The organism is Pseudomonas sp. H3_A02, from assembly GCF_054671965.1.
In genome coordinates, this window is the sequence record NZ_CP162807.1 from 6,428,562 (window position 1) to 6,446,103 (window position 17,542).

The following is a 17,542-nucleotide window of genomic DNA, read 5'->3' on the forward strand; positions in this document are numbered from 1 at the left end:
TAAATAGGTTCTTAGCGAGTAATCAGCATGTCCACACTGGTCGCGTCGCAAGAGTTGTTAGCCTTTCTGTCGATGACCAGATAAAGCAAAGACGTCGGCGTGACTGCGACGCTGTTCAACATGAAGGTAGTGCTGCCGCCGTTTACCAGGCTCCCGGACTGGAGCACGATATCGCCCAGGTTGAGCGACCAGCCAACACCATCCCCGCAAGCGTTATGCAAGTCATTGACCCGCCCCAGCACGTTGATATTGCCGGTGACAGGACTGGCCCAGCGGAAGATGCTCTGGCTGTTGGTGCCCGGATGCGTGGCCACGTCACCCTGCTTGAACACGAAACTGGTGCCTGAGCCGGTGAAGGTGAAGCTTTCATTTGGAATAGAGATCCAAGCAGCCGTCGCATCGTCACGCCAGCAGGTGGTTGGCTTGCCATTACATACCCCAGCCTGAAACGACGGAAAGAGCGTGTAGTTGGCCGAGCCGTTCACCCCCGATTTGTTTTGCATGAACGACCAGGGCGAACCGGCCGGTGCGGCTTCGGTCATCAGGTACATGTCCCGGGCCAGGTTCCACGACATCGCCGTATCAGCCCAACCGTTCAGGGATACGAAGGACGACAGAAAGGCAGTCGCCAGCAGGATTTTTTTGAGGAATTTCATTTTTCTTACCTCGATGAATGTCATTGAGTACGGGGTGCAGGGTCTATTCCGCACGCTGTTCGCTCGCTGGCGTTCACTCGAGGCTCAACGGCCTTCACATGATTCAACGTTCCGCATCGGGAACACTTGATCTGGAGTTCGGTGTTCTCGCCCATGCGGGCCAGAAGTCTTTTGCAGTGACCGCATCTGAAATCCTTCAGCATCGAAAGCCCTCCCATTGGCGGCGCGCCCCCCACCAGAGCGAGCACCATGACCAGTCAGATCGGCATGTCCAGCAACGCTTGTTGCTCGTTTGTCACGTCCGCTTCCTGGGAGCTTTGGAAGGCCGTGAAAAAAGCCCAGCACTGCACCGGGCTTTTCAAAAAGACACTCCGCTAGGGCAACTCTGGCCAAACAATGCTCAGAGGAAAAGCGGGTTGTTTGTTGACCTGAGTGAAGGCGACGCAATACTCCTTGAAGGCAATCAAGTAAGCCTGCTCGGCAGCGGTAGCGACGCCCAGATCGACTTTGAATTGCAATCCCGAAGACGCCACGCGGGTCATGACGCTGTCGAGCCGCCTGGCTTTTTCATTACGCATCTGCTCTGCGAGTGCAGTCTGTGGCCACGGGAAACCGGAGTTAAACGACCAGATCCCATCAGTGTTGACTGCGTTGTAGTCATAATCGACTTCGGTGCTGGAACTGCCGGTAACGTCAATCCAAAGTTGGTCTGCCGGGAATTCCTCAGAGATCGGGTTGACGGTTTCGTAGATGTTGTCGACTTTACCGTCCACAACGCGTGCGTATTTTTTCATGCTTATATCCTTATTGATTGCCGGTACTCCGGCACTCTTCGATCTGCCTGCTTCAGGTAGGCATTCCAAAAAGCCCGGCAACGAACCGGGCTTTTCAGTAATGCGTTCCTTCGTTTTCCTTGACCAATGGCCAGAAGAAAGTTGATCTTTCGGCGCGACTGGCGCGGTACGGATCCATTCAAATTGTTCCTCCGGCCGCGGTCCCTGCCCGCCGGATAACTGCTTCTGGTGCTTTACGCTGCACACCCGGGTCAGTTGCCAACCCTCTGAACCGTTAAGGCCGGTTCATCGCTGCCTGTTGATGGAACTAAAGAGCTTTGTTGCCAGCCGCTTTGTCGAGCGGCTTGGACACAGAATATGCATGTATGCATATACAGTCAATGCGTTAATGCATTTATTTATGCGCAACGAATGCACGAATGCATGAACCCCTCGTAAACAAAGGGGCTATGGGTTTTCAGGAGGCGAAAAAAAACCCGCACGGCGGCGGGTTTTATCTGACAGCGCAGGGGTTAGCGGGCGTACATGCCCCACCAGAAGACGTGGCCGAGGATGACGATTTGCTCGTCCTGCATTTCCTGGAACGTGTAGTCCTCGTCCGGATGTTCATCGCGGTTGAAGCTGCGCAGGCGGATGCCGGTGGGCAGGCGATAAAGCTGCTTCACCCGCAGTTGGCCGTTGTGGTTGATGGCATAGAGATCACCGTCGACGATGTCGCCGATCCCGCACTTGCCTGCGTTGACCCCGACCGTGGCGCCGTCTCGCAGCACCGGCAACATGCTGTTGCCGCGAACGGTCACGCACTTGGCCTGGTCGAACTGCACGCCGTTATGGCGCAGGCTGCGCTTGCCGAAGCGCAGGCTGGAGCGCTCGCTTTCCTCGATGACGAATCTTCCTGATCCAGCAGCCAATTCAACCTCGCGCAGAAAAGGGACCGACACTTCGTCTTCTTCGACGGGTGTTTCGTCGTCCCACAGGCTTATGTCCTTGAGTTCGGAATGCGGCTCGTCGCGGCGGGCATTGCCAGCGGGCCCAACGTCCGCGCGCCCGCGCAACTGGTCGGTGCTCACGGCGAAGTATTCGGCGATCTTCGAGATGTGTTTATCCGAAGGGTCGACAATCTTGCCGCTGAGGATCCGCGAGAGGGTGGACTGAGGCACGCCGGTACGCCGGTGAAGCTCCGTGGGGGAGATCCGGTGCTGATCGAGCAATGCTCTTAATACGGTAGAAACGTTGCGTTTTTGCATAACGCGCATGATGCTTGTTCTTTTTGCGGAAGACAAATGCTGTTTTGCATAAATATGCAATACGCCTCACTTAAGCCTCATTTGATTCACTGTGGTGAGGGGATTTATCCCCGCTGGGGCGCGAAGCGGTCCTAAATTCCACCCCAAGGTGCACTAGCCACTTAGGGGCTGCTACGCAGCCCAACGGGGATAAATCCCCTCGCCACAGGAGCTTGACTCCATATCTGATGCCCCTGCTGATCACATGGGGAATTCGCCCTACACGTCCCTAGGAAAAGGCTCCAAGTCCGTCCTTCAAATGTGCGACGCAAGGCTACGTTTTCTTGCGCCTCTGCCTACAACTACGCCAGAATCCGCCGGCTTGTGCGCCTTGGGGCCCATCGGTACTTTTGATCCTGTCACTGCCCATCAGTGATCGGGTTTAGTCGCTCGGTATTCCAAGGTGCTCATTGCTCCATTCAGTCAGGTACTTCTATTCCTGCACTTGATGGTAGTTGTGCGCAGGGCGCCCTCGGGCGCGCCGGTTTCTTGGATCCCCGGTCGACTAACCTGCGTACAGCTGCCACCCCTCGTTTAGTCGCGAGTGAGTGGTGGCTCAACTTCAAGGATCCAATAGAATGCCGAAGAACACGCAAAATCCCCCAGACGATCACGTCTCCCGCAGCCAATCGGCCAACGCAAAAAAACTCGACGACGCGGCCACCCGCGCCCTGGACTATTACCTCAAGCCGAAGGCCGACAAAGACACCTCCGACAGACCCGACACCCTTTTCATCATCGCCCCTAACATCGACGCCGAATGCCTGCTCGCCAACCTCAGCGAAACCCTGGCCTCGGCCAACGCCATGGTCAGTGATTTGGCATTCGACCTGAAGGGCTCGCGACGGAATATCGCGCTGGGGGTCCAGCAGATGATCGAGCTGAGCCAGTTGCTGGCGAATCGGGCGTTGGATGTGGTTGAGGTGAGGTAGGCACTCATGATGCAAGCCGAGACCTAAGAGAAGCCCGACTACCCCATGTGGGAGCGAGCTTGCTCGCGATAGCGGTAGTCCAGTTACAACCAAGTTGTACTGGCTGCCGTCATCGCGAGCAAGCTCGCTCCCACAATTGGATCGGGGTACAACCCGAGAGACAGGCCGGCTGTCAGGCCGCTTTCGCGAGCAAGCCCGCTCCCACAGGGGGAACGCGGTCCCACCAGGAACCAGGTCGGCTATCAGGCCGCCTCGGGGTGGACGTTGATCTCGGCGCCCCGTTAACCACGCTGGCTGAACGAAGGTATTGCGCAGTGGGCAACCCGGCATGGATGCCGGGTTAGCCGCGCTGGGCCATGGATGGCCCTTCGCGGCGGCCCACGGAGCAATGCCTCCGTTCAGGCATGCCGAGCCTAGGCGAGGCACCGAGTGGTGGGGCAAAAGCGTTTTGCTTACTTTTGCGCTTCTCAAAAGTGAGCCGCCGTAAGGGCGGAACCGCCAGCAGCCGTTACCGTAGCAACGGATATGCACTCAATCCCATATACACCAAAGTCCCAAAAACCACTCACATATGGGTAGCACCAGACCGCCCATGTTAACCTTGCGCCCATCGCGGAAAAGCCGGGCCAATGCCCCTCCTTTTGCCCCACACCTTTCAACGAGCTTCCCTGACACCCATGAATACAGCCGTGAACGACCTGTCCTCCCACACGCCGATGATGCAGCAATACTGGCGCCTGAAGAACCAGCACCCCGATCAGCTGATGTTCTACCGCATGGGCGACTTCTACGAGATCTTCTACGAGGACGCGAAGAAAGCCGCCAAGCTATTGGACATCACCCTGACGGCACGTGGGCAATCGGCAGGCATGGCGATTCCGATGTGTGGGATTCCTTACCACGCAGCGGAAGGTTACCTGGCGAAGCTGGTCAAGCTCGGCGAATCCGTGGTGATCTGCGAGCAAGTCGGCGACCCGGCCACCAGCAAAGGGCCGGTGGAACGCCAAGTCGTACGAATCATCACCCCGGGCACCGTCAGTGACGAGGCCTTGCTGGATGAACGCCGGGACAACCTGATCGCCGCCGTGCTGGGCGATGAACGCCTGTTCGGCCTGGCCGTGCTGGACATCACCAGCGGCAATTTCTCGGTGCTGGAAATCAAGGGCTGGGAAAACCTGCTGGCGGAGCTGGAGCGGGTCAATCCGGTGGAACTGCTGATCCCGGATGACTGGCCCAAAGACCTGCCGGCGGAAAAACGCCGTGGTGTGCGTCGCCGGGCGCCGTGGGATTTTGAGCGCGACTCGGCGCTGAAAAGTCTCTGTCAGCAGTTTTCCACCCAAGATCTCAAGGGTTTCGGCTGCGAGAACCTGACCCTGGCCATCGGCGCGGCCGGTTGCCTGCTGGCCTACGCCAAGGAAACCCAGCGCACCGCCCTCCCCCACTTGCGTAGCCTGCGTCACGAACGCCTGGATGACACGGTGGTGCTGGACGGCGCGAGCCGCCGCAACCTGGAGTTGGACACCAACCTGGCCGGCGGGCGCGACAACACTTTGCAATCGGTGGTCGATCGCTGCCAGACCGCCATGGGCAGCCGCCTGCTGACCCGCTGGTTGAATCGGCCGCTGCGGGACCTGACCGTGCTGCTGGCGCGCCAGTCCTCCATTACCTGCCTGCTGGATCGTTATCGCTTCGAGCAGTTGCAACCACAGCTCAAGGAAATCGGTGACATCGAGCGGATCCTCGCCCGTATCGGCCTGCGCAACGCCCGTCCCCGTGATCTGGCCCGCCTGCGCGATGCCCTCGGTGCGTTGCCTGAACTGCAAGTGGCGATGACCGACCTGGAAGCGCCGCACCTGCAACAACTGGCGCGTACCACCAGTACCTACCCGGAGCTGGCCGCGCTGCTGGAGAAAGCCATTATCGACAACCCGCCAGCGGTAATCCGTGACGGTGGCGTGCTGAAAACCGGCTACGACGCCGAACTCGACGAGCTGCAAGCGCTGAGCGAGAACGCCGGCCAGTTCCTGATCGACCTCGAAGCCCGGGAAAAAGCCCGCACCGGCCTGGCCAACCTAAAGGTCGGCTACAACCGCATCCACGGCTACTTCATCGAACTGCCGAGCAAGCAGGCCGAGCAAGCCCCGGCCGATTATGTTCGCCGCCAGACCCTCAAGGGCGCCGAGCGCTTCATCACCCCGGAACTCAAGGCGTTCGAAGACAAGGCACTGTCGGCCAAGAGCCGCGCCCTGGCTCGGGAAAAGATGCTCTATGAAGCACTGCTCGAGGATCTGATCAGCCAACTGCCGCCCTTGCAGGACACCGCCGGCGCCCTGGCGGAACTGGACGTGCTGAGCAACCTCGCCGAACGCGCGCTGAACCTGGACCTGAACTGCCCGCGCTTCGTCAGCGAGCCGTGCATGCGCATCAGCCAGGGTCGTCACCCGGTGGTCGAGCAAGTGCTGACCACGCCGTTCGTGGCCAACGACCTGAGCCTGGACGACAACACCCGCATGCTGGTGATCACCGGTCCGAACATGGGCGGTAAATCCACCTACATGCGCCAGACCGCGTTGATCGTGCTGCTGGCCCACATCGGCAGTTTCGTGCCGGCGGCCAGTTGCGAATTGTCCTTGGTAGACCGGATTTTCACCCGAATTGGCTCCAGCGATGACCTGGCCGGTGGGCGTTCGACGTTCATGGTGGAAATGAGCGAAACCGCGAACATCCTGCACAACGCCACCGAACGCAGCCTGGTGCTGATGGACGAAGTCGGACGCGGCACCAGTACGTTCGACGGCTTGTCCCTGGCCTGGGCTGCGGCCGAACGCCTCGCGCACTTGCGGGCCTACACGTTGTTCGCCACTCACTATTTCGAGCTGACGGTACTGCCTGAAAGCCAGCCACTGGTGGCCAACGTTCACCTCAATGCCACCGAGCACAATGAACGCATCGTATTCCTGCACCACGTGCTGCCCGGCCCGGCCAGCCAGAGCTACGGCCTGGCAGTGGCGCAACTGGCCGGCGTGCCGAGCGAAGTGATCAGCCGCGCCCGTGAGCACCTGAGCCGCTTGGAAACCACCAGCCTGCCTCACGAAGCTCCGCGCCCAACCAAAGGCAAACCGGCCGCGCCTCAGCAAAGCGACCTGTTCGCCAGCCTGCCCCATCCGGTGCTCGATGAACTGGCCAAGCTCGATCTGGACGACCTGACCCCACGCCGGGCGCTGGATTTACTCTATACATTGAAGACACGGATCTAACGCACAGGCTTTCAAGCTGTTAGAATCTCGCGCGGTTTGGGATGCTGCGGACTATTTAGCCTGGTTCGCAGACTACCGCTCCCGAACCTGGCGACCCCACCGTGAAAGGGCTTCGCTGCCGCCGCCTGAGGAGAGAATTAGAAATGACCTTCGTCGTCACCGACAACTGCATCAAGTGCAAGTACACCGACTGCGTAGAAGTGTGTCCGGTGGACTGCTTTTACGAAGGGCCGAATTTCCTGGTCATTCACCCGGACGAGTGCATCGACTGCGCCCTGTGTGAACCGGAATGCCCGGCGAATGCCATCTTTTCGGAAGACGAAGTGCCGGCCGGCATGGAGAACTTCATCGAGCTGAACGCTGAACTGGCGGAGATCTGGCCGAACATCACCGAGAAGAAAGACGCTCTGCCGGACGCCGAAGAGTGGGATGGCAAGACTGGCAAGATCGCAGACCTCGAACGCTGATCGTTGCCATGTTCGTCGAAAGGGCCCCTTGCGGGCCTTTTTGCTGCCTGGAACAAAATCGCAGGCAAAAAAAAGGGGCGGTTTGACCCGCCCACATTTTTTCCCTAATCCCTTTAATCCTATTCATCGTCCTGATGAATCGCGTCCTGCGATGTCCTTCCTTCCCATCGTCCTTGACGGGTGTGTCTGTCCGTCGACACAGGACTGATATTAGTATTTTCCCGGGCGAGTGCAACGCGGCTGATACAGGTGGCTTGCTCTGTCACACTACGTTCATCAAAAAATTCCCTTTATAAATCAGTTGAATATAAAAATATCACGGCTTTTATAGCTGTCTGTCCCGGCGATGAGAAACCGATTGCTTACGTAACACTAGGCAAAGGCTTACAAGCTGAAGCTACAAATAGATCGGGCTAGGGAAATGACCCTTCGGAAGCGCAAAGGCTTTAAACCAGTCGTGATGTTCTATCGTTTACGGGTGGGGGATTACAGGGGGGGGTGTATATCCGTTTCTTCGGTAACGGCGGCTTATGGTTCCGCCCTTACGGCGGCTCACTTTTGAGAAGCGCAAAAGTAAGCAAAACGCTTCTGCCCCACCACTCGGTGCCTCGCTTAGGCTCGGCATGCCCGAACGCAGGCATTGCTCCGTGGGCCGCCGCGAAGGGCCATCCATGGCCCAGCGCGGCTATCCCGGCATCCATGCCGGGATGCCCACTCCACAATGCCTGCGTTCGGCCAGCGTGGTTAACGGGGCGCCGAGATCAACGTCCACCCCACTACGAGGCGGCCTGATAGCCGACCTGGCTCTTGATGGGGACCGCATTTCTCCTGTGGGAGCGAGCCTGCTCGCGATGAGGCCGGCAAGCCCAGCATCCATGTGACTGGACCACCACCATCGCGAGCAAGCTCGCTCCCACATTCAATCTCCAGTGGACACAAAATTTATATATCCAACACACAACCACTGTGGGAGCGAGCTTGCTCGCGATGAGGTCGGCAAGCCCAGCATCCATGTGACTGAACCACCGCCATCGCGAATAAGCCCGCTCCCAAATTCAATCTCCAGCGGACACAAGATTTATACCCAACACACAACCACTGTGGGAGCGAGCTTGCTCGCGATGAGGCCGGCACATCCAACATCACCGCAAACTGACCCACCGCCATCGCGAGCAAGCTCGCTCCCACACTCATTCCACAGGGGAAACGCGGTCCCATCAGGAACCAGGTCGGCTATCAGGCCGCCTCGCGGTGGACGTTGATCTCGGGCGCCCCGTTAACCACGATGGCTGAACGGAGGTGTTGTGGAGTGGGTAACCCGGCATGGATGCCGGGTTAGCCGCGCTGGGCCATGGATGGCCCTTCGCGGCGGCCCACGGAGCAAGGCCTTCGTTCAGGCATGCCGAGCCTAAGCGAGGCACCGAGTGGTGGGGCAATGTACGGGACAACCACATGGGTTACAAAAAAGTGCATTCACATAGGTGACACTTTGATTGAAACGTAGCCGTTCTTTGCGTCCCTGGCATTGACGTGACCTAGGATCACCGGGCCGAAGATCACATTCCATACTCCGTCTTTGATCATCTCCATTCCAATAGTTTGATGCCTGAGCAGGTTCCCCACGTATATCCGCAGACCATCTCGACTAATGATTCCGCAACTATCAGCCAGGTAACACTCAACATGGCTCGCATACCCCATTTCCGGTAATTTTTCCGGGTAAGCTCGGGTTGAGGGTGTATAGCAGGAGGCCGGGGTTTGCTGGCCGAGCGCCTCGTGTCCCCGCTCGTGATTGTAGTGCTGCATAAATCGATCAAAGTGTTTTTGCTGGGCCTCCCAGGCAACGGCTGGTGGTTTGGGAAGCGTACTTTTCAACGTCCGGTGCATACGCTCATGACGCCCATTTTGATCTGGCCGACCGGGCTCAATTCGCTCGGGGATAATCCCAAGGCGTAGCCACCAGATCGACAACTGCGACAGCCCCGCACGACCCGTACTGGCAAACGGCACGCCGTTATCGGTGCGGATGCGCTCAGGCATCCCATATTCCCGAAAAACGCGCTCGAAGGTTTGCTGGGTCTCCTTGAGATTGGTGTTAGCCATGCTCTCGCAGGCAAGTAAGAAGAGACTGGCATGGTCCATGATCGTCAGCGGATAGCACCAGACACCCGCGCCGGTGAGAAATTGGCCTTTGTAATCTGCACTGAAGAGCTGGTTAGGCGTTTCGGCCTTACGCAAAGGTTTGGGGTAGACAGCGACACGCCGGCGCAACGGCCGAGGCGCGATCAAGTCCGCTGCCTTAAGGATGTTGTAGATGGTCGTTTTCGACGGCGGATCCTGCCCCGGAAAACGCTTTATCAGGTCGCTCTGGATCTTTTTAGGCCCCGGAACCGTCTCGCCAGTAGAGCGAAGCTCAATGATTGCTTGTCTCACAACCAGCGGCACCACATAGGTTTGGTTGTGCCGTCGGCGACTGCGCTCGTCGAGCCCACTGGGGCCCTCCAGTTCATAGCGCTCAACCCACTTGTAGCCGGTCTTTCGGCTGATCTGATAGTCCTGGCACAGCCGGCTAAAGCTGTGCTTTTCAGACAGATATTCAGCGATGAACATCACTTTGAGGTCCATAGGTTTCAGCTCTCTCCAAGGCATGGTCAAATCCTCGCGAAATCGACCATGCCAGTTAAAAACTGTTACCTATGTGCGTGAACTGATTTGTAACCCATGTGGGTGAGTCATACCGGGCAAAGCGCTTTTGGTTACTTTTGGCGCTCTTCCAAAAGTGACCCGCCGTAAGGGCGGAACCAATAGCCGCCGTTACCGAAGAAACGGATATACACCCAAACCCAAGCCAAAAAAAAAACGGCGCCTCCCTCTTTAGCAAGGGAAGCGCCGTTTTTCCAAGTAGACAGCATCACAGCCAGTCAGGGCGTTTTATGCTGCTCTTGCCTTGGGTTATTGAAACAACGACTCACTCGACAAGCCGTTTTTCTCCAGGATCTCTCGCAAACGCTTGAGGCCTTCAACCTGGATCTGCCGGACCCGCTCACGAGTCAACCCAATCTCCAGCCCGACATCTTCAAGCGTGCTGCTCTCATGCCCGCGCAAGCCGAAGCGGCGAATCACCACTTCCCGTTGCTTATCGGTCAGCTCCGAGAGCCACTGGTCGATGCTCTGTGACAGGTCATCGTCCTGCAACAGCTCGCACGGATCGGTAGGTCGATCATCCGTAAGGGTGTCCAACAAGGTTTTATCCGAGTCCGGCCCCAGGGAAACGTCCACCGAGGACACCCGCTCATTGAGCCCAAGCATGCGCTTGACCTCACCCACCGGTTTTTCCAGCAGGTTGGCGATTTCTTCGGGTGAAGGTTCATGATCAAGTTTCTGGGTCAACTCACGGGCGGCCCGCAGGTAGACGTTCAGCTCCTTGACCACATGAATCGGCAACCGGATCGTCCGGGTCTGGTTCATGATCGCCCGTTCAATGGTCTGGCGGATCCACCAGGTGGCGTAGGTCGAGAAACGGAAGCCGCGCTCGGGGTCGAATTTCTCGACGGCGCGAATCAGGCCCAGGTTGCCCTCTTCGATCAGGTCCAGCAGCGAAAGCCCGCGATTGACGTAGCGTCGGGCGATTTTCACCACAAGGCGCAGGTTACTTTCAATCATGCGTTTTCGACCGGCCGGGTCGCCACTTTGCGACAGCCGCGCAAAATGAACTTCTTCCTCGGGGGAGAGCAGTGGCGAGAAACCGATTTCGTTGAGGTACAGCTGAGTGGCGTCCAGCGCCCGGGTGTAATCAATGTACTTATGTTGTTTAAGCGAAGCGGAGTGTTTGGATTTGGCACGAACGGAAGGTGGAGTCGCCCCTTCATCATTCGACATCGAATCCATAGCGATGCCGGTCTCCATAAGGAGAACCTCATCGTCGATGTCAAACTCCGGCACTTCTTTACTGAGAGCCATTGTTATAGTCCTTTGGTGAGTTCGACCTCAAGCTCAAGCGACGCCTTTATCCTTGGCAACGCTGGAGCCTGTTCCCTCTACGTGACGGAACAGGCTGACAATCAAATCAACGACGTGGCAGGAATTGCAGCGGATCGACTGGTTTACCTTGTCGGCGAATCTCAAAATGCAGTTTCACCCGGTCTGTTCCCGTTGATCCCATTTCGGCAATTGTCTGTCCGACCTTGACCTGCTGCCCCTCCCGAACCAACAGCCTGCGGTTGTGACCGTAGGCACTGACGTAGGTATCGCTGTGTTTGATGATGACGAGTTCGCCGTAGCCCCTCAAACCACTCCCGGCGTACACAACCGTGCCATCAGACGCAGCTAAAACAGGCTGTCCCAAATCCCCGGCGATATCAATTCCTTTATTCAAACTACCGTTTGAAGAGAATTTTCCAATGAGAACGCCATTAGAAGGCCATCCCCAGCCTGTCGGGGCGGGGCCCGCAGGCGGCATCGGCGCAGGGGCTGGTTTGCTCGCGACGGACGGTATTACCGCCGTCCCAGCCCCCGCCGGCCGGCGAATGACCGTGGTTTTGCTCGACGAGGAAGGCGTCGAACCCGACTGTGTCACCACCGCAGTAGGCGTTGAACCGCTACGGCCATCGAAGCGAATCGTCTGACCGGGGTGAATCGTATAAGGCGCAGGAATGTTGTTGCGCGCCGCGAGGGCCTTGTAGTCCCAGCCGTAGCGAAAAGCGATGGAAAACAGCGTATCGCCGCGACGGACTACATATTGGCCGGTCGTTACTGTAGGACGTTGAGGTGCTGCACTGTTGCGATCGACCACCCGGACATTGCTAGACGGCGTACTGGAACAACCGACCAGCAAAATGCTCAAGACAAGGCCAGTCACCAGGCGCTGAAAGCTCGTGATACCCATACGCTGCGCAATGACTGTGAGACTCACCCGCCGCTCCCTTTGTGGTGGCTGAAAAATTGGAGGCTGCCTGTCCAGGCAGCGTTCATACAAATATAGCTGGCGACAACTGCGCCTCTATTAATGAAGCGCAACGCGTCGCCGCACACGTTTGCTCGACGCCATTGGGCTCTGTTCAGCGAATCGGTGCCGCTGTAAGACACAGACGTGGCCACGGAATTCAGCGTCCGTTTATAAATGCTCAGGCCAATGGTCCATTGAGCAACGGCACAAACCGCACCGCTCCCAGGACGTGTCGCGAAAACCCGTGCTCTTCGCGCACGATCAACATCAGTTGCTGGACCTCACCGGCGCCCACCGGGATGACCAGCCGTCCACCAGGGGCGAGCTGATCCAGCAGGGCTTGAGGTACATCGGTAGCCACGGCGGTGACGATGATGCCGTTGTACGGCGCCAAGGCCGGCCAACCTTCCCAGCCATCGCCCCAACGAAACACCACGTTGCGCAGGTTCAGTTCCACCAGGCGTTCCTTGGCGCGATCCTGCAGGACCTTGATCCGCTCGACGGAAAACACCCGCTCGACCAGCTGAGACAACACCGCCGTCTGGTAACCCGAACCGGTGCCGATCTCCATCACCTTGTCCAACGGCCCCGCCTCCAGCAGCAACTCGCTCATGCGAGCCACCATGTACGGCTGGGAAATGGTCTGGTTGTGGCCGATCGGCAACGCCGTGTCTTCATAGGCGCGATGGGCCAGGGCTTCATCGACGAACAAATGGCGCGGCGTGCGGCGAATCACCTCCAACACCTGGGCGTTGGACAGGCCTTCTTCGTAGAGACGCTGGATCAGTCGTTCACGGGTGCGCTGGGAAGTCATGCCGATTCCACGGCGCAGCATATCGTCTTGCTCACGAGCCATCAGCGCAGCCCCTCCAGCCAGCCATCGAGACTTCGAAAGGCGTCGTTGAAGGTACGGTCCAGCTGCAACGGCGTGATCGAGACATAGCCTTGCATCACCGCATGGAAATCAGTGCCTGGCCCGCCATCCTCGGCATCACCGGCGGCGGCGATCCAATAACCGGCCTTGCCGCGCGGGTCGACGACATGCATCGGTTTGGCGGCGCGGGCACGATGACCCAGGCGTGTGAGCTGGATGCCACGGATGTGATCGAGCGGCAGGTTGGGGATATTCACGTTCAGCACCGTGCGGGGCGGCAGGTCCAGCGCGCCATGGGCTTCGACCAGTTTACGGGCGAAGTAGGCGGCGGTCGGCAAGTTATCGACCTGCCGTGAAACGAACGAAAAGGCAAACGACGGTTTTTCCAGGAAGCGACCTTCCAAGGCAGCGGCGACCGTGCCGGAATACAGCACATCATCTCCCAGGTTGGCGCCCAGGTTGATGCCCGACACCACCATGTCCGGCTCACGTTCCAGCAAGCCGTTGAGGCCCAGGTGCACGCAATCGGTCGGAGTGCCGTTGAGGCTGATGAAACCGTTATCCAGATAGCAGGGATGCAAAGGACGGTCGAGCGTCAGCGAGCTGCTGGCGCCGCTCTTGTCCTGGTCCGGAGCGATGACTACGCACTCGGCAAAATCCGCCAGCGCAGCATAAAGCGCGGCAAGACCGGGTGCAGTCACCCCGTCGTCGTTAGAAATCAGAATACGCATGGGCTGTCCGTCTGCCCCACCGGCACCAGATCGACGAGTTCGCGCACCAAGACAGTGGCGAAACATCCGGCCGGCAGGACGAATTCCAGTTGCAGAATGTCAGGCGAGGGATAATGCCACGACAGCCCGCCAATGGGCAGTCGCAGGATGCGACGTTCGTGACTCATTCCCGCGTTTATCAACCAGTCCCGCAAATCGGCCTCGCCCGCGGCAACGGCTTGTTCCAGTTCAAACGTCGCGCCGGCGGCAGGCGAAGGCCCCTCGCCCCACTGCGGCCCGGTCGGGTGCAGGTCGAGAATGGTCAGGCGCGGATCGCTGCACTCAGCCTCACCGGCGGGGAAGAAACTGCGGCTGTCGGTGAAGGCGAGCAAGTCGCCCACCTGGGCGTGCTGCCAGGTCCCGTCGGCGACCCGCGCCGCCAGCACCCGGTTGAATAGAAAGCTGCGGGCGGTGGATAACAGCCGCGAGCGCACATTGCGCTGTTCCGGCAAAGCCTTGCGCCCCGCCCAGGCACGGGCATCGACGACATTGCCGCCGTCATGGCCGAAGCGCTGGGCGCCAAAATAGTTGGGGATGCCCTGGCGGACAATCTGTTGCAGACGCGCATCGATCGCCGCCGTGTCGCCCTTGAATTGGGTCAGGCGCAAGGTGAAGCCGTTGGCCGAGTGCGCGCCGCGTTGCAGTTTGCGTTTATGTCGCCCGGTCTTGAGGATCTTCAGCGTGTCGTTCTCTGCCGCCGACAAGTCCGGATCGGCCTTGCCTGGCAATTGGACGCTGAACCATTGGCGGGTCAGGGCTTGACGGTCCTTGAGCCCGGCGTAGCTGACGGTGCGCAACGGCACGCCGGCGGCCTTGGCGATTCGTCGGGCAGCCTCTTCGGTGTTCAAGCCACGTTTTTCGACCCAGATCCACAAATGTTCGCCATCGCCGGTCAACGGGATGTCGAGCACTTCATCGACCTGGAAATCTTCAGCGGTGGCCTTGAGTACCGCACTGCCCAAGGGTTCACCGTAGGCGCGCGGCCCTAACAGTTCCAATTCAGTCATGGCGCAGCAACAAGGCAACGGAGTGGACGGCAATGCCTTCTTCGCGACCGACGAAACCCAGCTTTTCGGTGGTGGTGGCCTTCACGTTCACTTGGTCCAACTCAACTTGAAGATCCTCGGCGATCATCTGGCGCATCGCTTCGATGTGCGGGGCCATTTTGGGGGCCTGGGCAACGATGGTGTTGTCGACGTTGCCGACTTTCCAGCCCTTGGCGTGGATCAGTGCGACCACATGGCGCAGCAGCACGCGGCTGTCGGCCCCCTTGAATTGCGGGTCGGTGTCGGGGAAGTGCTTGCCGATATCACCCAGGGCCGCCGCGCCGAGCAGTGCATCGCTCAAGGCGTGCAGCAGGACATCACCGTCAGAATGCGCGAGCAGCCCGAAGCCGTGTGCGATCCGCACGCCGCCCAGAGTAATGAAGTCGCCTTCAGCGAAACGGTGAACATCGTAGCCGTGGCCAATACGCATAAAAAAACGCCCCGATTTTTGTCAGGGCGTGATTCTACCTGCATTAGACGTTTAGAGCGCGTGCATGATGCTGCAAGTGGTCGTCAATGAAGCTGGCGATGAAGAAGTAGCTGTGGTCGTAGCCCGGTTGCAGGCGCAGCTCCAACGGATGGCCGGCGGACTTGGCCGCCTGTTGCAAGGCTTCGGGCTTGAGTTGGTTGGCCAGGAAATCATCGCGATCGCCTTGGTCCACCAGCAATGGCAGCTTCTCCTGCGCCTCGGCAATCAATGCACAGGCATCCCATTCCCGCCATTTCGAGCGGTCTTCCCCCAGGTAACGGGAGAACGCCTTCTGGCCCCATGGGCAATCCATTGGATTGTTGATCGGCGAAAAGGCCGACACTGAACGGTAACGCCCCGGGTTGCGCAAGGCGCAGACCAGCGCACCGTGGCCGCCCATGGAGTGACCACTGATACCGCGTTTGTCCGAAGCCGGGAAATGCGCTTCGACCAGCGCCGGCAATTCCTGCACCACGTAGTCATGCATCCGATAATGCCGCGCCCACGGATCCTGCGTGGCGTTCAGATAAAAGCCCGCCCCCAGGCCGAAGTCCCAGGCATTGTCCGGATCGCCCGGCACGTCGGCGCCACGGGGGCTGGTGTCCGGCGCAACGATGATCAGGCCCAGCTCGGCGGCCATGCGCTGGGCGCCGGCCTTTTGCATGAAGTTCTCGTCGGTGCAGGTCAGCCCGGACAACCAATACAGCACCGGCAACTTGCCGCCCTGCTCGGCTTGCGGTGGCAGGTACACGGCAAACACCATGTCACAACCCAGCACTTCGGAACGGTGCCGGTAACGCTTGTGCCAGCCGCCGAAGCTTTTCTGGCAGGAGATGTTTTCCAGACTCATGACCGACCTCAGAAATGGATAACGGTGCGGATGCTCTTGCCTTCATGCATCAGGTCGAACGCCTTGTTGATATCTTCCAGGCCCATGGTGTGGGTGATGAAGGTATCCAGCGGGATTTCGCCCTTCTCGGCCATTTCCACGTAGCTTGGCAATTCGCTGCGGCCGCGCACGCCACCAAAGGCCGAACCGCGCCAGACGCGCCCGGTCACCAACTGGAATGGACGGGTGGCGATTTCCTGACCGGCGCCGGCCACGCCGATGATCACCGACTCGCCCCAACCTTTGTGGCAGCACTCCAGGGCGGCACGCATCAACTGGACATTGCCGATGCACTCGAAGGAAAAGTCCACGCCGCCGTCAGTCATGTCCACGATGACTTCCTGGATCGGACGGTCGAAGTCTTTCGGGTTGACGCAATCGGTGGCGCCCAGTTGCTTGGCGATTTCGAACTTGGCCGGGTTGATGTCGATGGCGATGATCCGCGCGGCCTTGGCCTTCACGGCGCCGATCACGGCCGACAGGCCGATACCGCCCAGGCCGAAGATCGCCACGGTGTCACCCGGCTTGACCTTGGCGGTGTTGAGCACCGCGCCGATGCCGGTGGTGACGCCACAACCCAGCAGGCAGACTTTTTCCAGCGGCGCTTCTTTTGGGATCTTGGCGACGGAGATTTCCGGCAGCACGGTGTACTCAGAGAACGTCGACGTCCCCATATAGTGGAAAATCGTCTCGCCCTTGTAGGAAAAGCGCGAAGTGCCGTCCGGCATCAGGCCTTTGCCCTGGGTGGCGCGAATCGCCTGGCAGAGGTTGGTCTTGCCCGACTTACAGAATTTGCACTGGCCGCACTCCGGCGTGTACAGCGGGATTACATGGTCACCCACCGCCACCGAAGTCACGCCTTCGCCGATGGCTTCGACAATGGCGCCGCCTTCATGGCCCAGGATCGACGGGAAGATCCCTTCCGGGTCGGCACCCGACAGGGTGTAGGCATCGGTGTGGCAGACACCGGAAGCCACCACGCGCAACAGCACTTCGCCCGCCTTGGGCATGGCGACGTCGACTTCAACGATTTCCAGGGGTTTCTTGGCCTCGAAGGCAACGGCAGCGCGCGACTTGATCATTCCGGGTTCTCCAGCAAATAAAGACAAGACCGGGAGTGTAATCCTCCGCCAGACAATGAATAATCCAGCCAAAAG

16 protein-coding genes are annotated in these 17,542 nt (G+C 59.0%); 3 read left to right on the plus strand and 13 right to left on the minus strand.

Features of this window, described 5'->3' with window-relative positions:
* Positions 1-11 precede the first annotated feature (11 nt).
* The 4 genes from AB4N80_RS28355 to AB4N80_RS28370 form a co-directional block, all read right to left on the minus strand.
* A complete protein-coding gene (locus tag AB4N80_RS28355) occupies positions 12-656 on the minus strand; it encodes a hypothetical protein (protein WP_354338131.1) in 645 nt (214 codons plus the stop codon).
* Positions 657-676: 20 nt separating this feature from the next.
* Positions 677-859, minus strand: coding sequence for a Com family DNA-binding transcriptional regulator (locus AB4N80_RS28360; RefSeq protein ID WP_305469948.1), 183 nt, complete (start codon positions 857-859; stop codon positions 677-679).
* 171 nt (positions 860-1,030) lie between these two features.
* Positions 1,031-1,450: a tail fiber assembly protein gene (locus tag AB4N80_RS28365; protein WP_122565442.1), complete on the minus strand. Its 420-nt coding sequence runs from the start codon at positions 1,448-1,450 to the stop codon at positions 1,031-1,033.
* Positions 1,451-1,962: 512 nt separating this feature from the next.
* Positions 1,963-2,697: a LexA family transcriptional regulator gene (locus AB4N80_RS28370; protein WP_122565482.1), complete on the minus strand. Its 735-nt coding sequence runs from the start codon at positions 2,695-2,697 to the stop codon at positions 1,963-1,965.
* Between the two features lie 617 nt (positions 2,698-3,314).
* Here AB4N80_RS28370 and AB4N80_RS28375 point away from each other — a divergent pair.
* The 3 genes from AB4N80_RS28375 (at position 3,315) to fdxA (ending at position 7,392) form a co-directional block, all read left to right on the plus strand.
* Positions 3,315-3,668, plus strand: a complete 354-nt coding sequence (locus AB4N80_RS28375; protein ID WP_460080012.1) for a DUF6124 family protein — start codon at positions 3,315-3,317, stop codon at positions 3,666-3,668.
* Positions 3,669-4,357: 689 nt separating this feature from the next.
* Positions 4,358-6,925 (plus strand): DNA mismatch repair protein MutS, encoded by a 2,568-nt coding sequence (gene mutS, locus AB4N80_RS28380; RefSeq protein WP_175459538.1) that lies wholly within the window; start codon positions 4,358-4,360, stop codon positions 6,923-6,925.
* A gap of 143 nt (positions 6,926-7,068) precedes the next feature.
* Positions 7,069-7,392, plus strand: coding sequence for a ferredoxin FdxA (gene fdxA / locus AB4N80_RS28385; RefSeq protein WP_122565445.1), 324 nt, complete (start codon positions 7,069-7,071; stop codon positions 7,390-7,392).
* Between the two features lie 1,473 nt (positions 7,393-8,865).
* Here the strand turns inward: fdxA and AB4N80_RS28390 are convergent.
* The 9 genes from AB4N80_RS28390 to AB4N80_RS28430 form a co-directional block, all read right to left on the minus strand.
* On the minus strand, positions 8,866-10,041 hold the full coding sequence (locus tag AB4N80_RS28390) for an integrase core domain-containing protein (protein WP_460078108.1): 1,176 nt from the start codon (positions 10,039-10,041) through the stop codon (positions 8,866-8,868).
* 303 nt (positions 10,042-10,344) lie between these two features.
* Positions 10,345-11,352 (minus strand): RNA polymerase sigma factor RpoS, encoded by a 1,008-nt coding sequence (gene rpoS, locus AB4N80_RS28395; protein ID WP_003198289.1) that lies wholly within the window; start codon positions 11,350-11,352, stop codon positions 10,345-10,347.
* A 106-nt stretch (positions 11,353-11,458) separates the two neighbouring features.
* The gene (locus AB4N80_RS28400) at positions 11,459-12,304 is read right to left on the minus strand and encodes a peptidoglycan DD-metalloendopeptidase family protein (protein ID WP_122565448.1); all 846 of its coding nucleotides are present in this window, start codon (positions 12,302-12,304) and stop codon (positions 11,459-11,461) included.
* 211 nt (positions 12,305-12,515) lie between these two features.
* Positions 12,516-13,151, minus strand: coding sequence for a protein-L-isoaspartate(D-aspartate) O-methyltransferase (locus AB4N80_RS28405; RefSeq protein ID WP_170862085.1), 636 nt, complete (start codon positions 13,149-13,151; stop codon positions 12,516-12,518).
* Between the two features lie 41 nt (positions 13,152-13,192).
* Complete coding sequence (surE, locus tag AB4N80_RS28410; protein ID WP_122565449.1) at positions 13,193-13,942, minus strand: 5'/3'-nucleotidase SurE; 750 nt, start codon at positions 13,940-13,942, stop codon at positions 13,193-13,195.
* Complete coding sequence (gene truD, locus AB4N80_RS28415) at positions 13,930-14,988, minus strand: tRNA pseudouridine(13) synthase TruD (RefSeq protein WP_305482819.1); 1,059 nt, start codon at positions 14,986-14,988, stop codon at positions 13,930-13,932. The genes surE and truD overlap by 13 nt, the downstream gene beginning before the upstream one ends.
* Positions 14,981-15,457, minus strand: coding sequence for a 2-C-methyl-D-erythritol 2,4-cyclodiphosphate synthase (ispF, locus tag AB4N80_RS28420; RefSeq protein ID WP_122565452.1), 477 nt, complete (start codon positions 15,455-15,457; stop codon positions 14,981-14,983). Before ispF ends, truD begins: the two co-directional genes overlap by 8 nt.
* A gap of 43 nt (positions 15,458-15,500) precedes the next feature.
* Positions 15,501-16,346, minus strand: coding sequence for an S-formylglutathione hydrolase (fghA, locus tag AB4N80_RS28425; RefSeq protein WP_122565453.1), 846 nt, complete (start codon positions 16,344-16,346; stop codon positions 15,501-15,503).
* 8 nt (positions 16,347-16,354) lie between these two features.
* Positions 16,355-17,467, minus strand: a complete 1,113-nt coding sequence (locus AB4N80_RS28430) for an S-(hydroxymethyl)glutathione dehydrogenase/class III alcohol dehydrogenase (RefSeq protein WP_060738985.1) — start codon at positions 17,465-17,467, stop codon at positions 16,355-16,357.
* Between the last annotated feature and the right edge of the window lie 75 nt (positions 17,468-17,542).

Excerpts from the sequence above, each read along its gene's own strand:
- AB4N80_RS28370 (WP_122565482.1), bottom strand. The coding sequence starts at position 2,697 with ATGCAAAAACGCAACGTTTCTACCGTATTAAGAGCATTGCTCGATCAG.
- fdxA (WP_122565445.1), top strand. The coding sequence starts at position 7,069 with ATGACCTTCGTCGTCACCGACAACTGCATCAAGTGCAAGTACACCGAC.
- AB4N80_RS28375 (WP_460080012.1), top strand. The coding sequence starts at position 3,315 with ATGCCGAAGAACACGCAAAATCCCCCAGACGATCACGTCTCCCGCAGC.
- AB4N80_RS28365 (WP_122565442.1), bottom strand. The coding sequence starts at position 1,450 with ATGAAAAAATACGCACGCGTTGTGGACGGTAAAGTCGACAACATCTAC.
- AB4N80_RS28430 (WP_060738985.1), bottom strand. The coding sequence starts at position 17,467 with ATGATCAAGTCGCGCGCTGCCGTTGCCTTCGAGGCCAAGAAACCCCTG.
- fghA (WP_122565453.1), bottom strand. The coding sequence starts at position 16,346 with ATGAGTCTGGAAAACATCTCCTGCCAGAAAAGCTTCGGCGGCTGGCAC.
- rpoS (WP_003198289.1), bottom strand. The coding sequence starts at position 11,352 with ATGGCTCTCAGTAAAGAAGTGCCGGAGTTTGACATCGACGATGAGGTT.
- AB4N80_RS28360 (WP_305469948.1), bottom strand. The coding sequence starts at position 859 with ATGCTGAAGGATTTCAGATGCGGTCACTGCAAAAGACTTCTGGCCCGC.
- ispF (WP_122565452.1), bottom strand. The coding sequence starts at position 15,457 with ATGCGTATTGGCCACGGCTACGATGTTCACCGTTTCGCTGAAGGCGAC.
- AB4N80_RS28405 (WP_170862085.1), bottom strand. The coding sequence starts at position 13,151 with ATGACTTCCCAGCGCACCCGTGAACGACTGATCCAGCGTCTCTACGAA.
- surE (WP_122565449.1), bottom strand. The coding sequence starts at position 13,942 with ATGCGTATTCTGATTTCTAACGACGACGGGGTGACTGCACCCGGTCTT.
- AB4N80_RS28390 (WP_460078108.1), bottom strand. The coding sequence starts at position 10,041 with ATGCCTTGGAGAGAGCTGAAACCTATGGACCTCAAAGTGATGTTCATC.
- AB4N80_RS28355 (WP_354338131.1), bottom strand. The coding sequence starts at position 656 with ATGAAATTCCTCAAAAAAATCCTGCTGGCGACTGCCTTTCTGTCGTCC.
- truD (WP_305482819.1), bottom strand. The coding sequence starts at position 14,988 with ATGACTGAATTGGAACTGTTAGGGCCGCGCGCCTACGGTGAACCCTTG.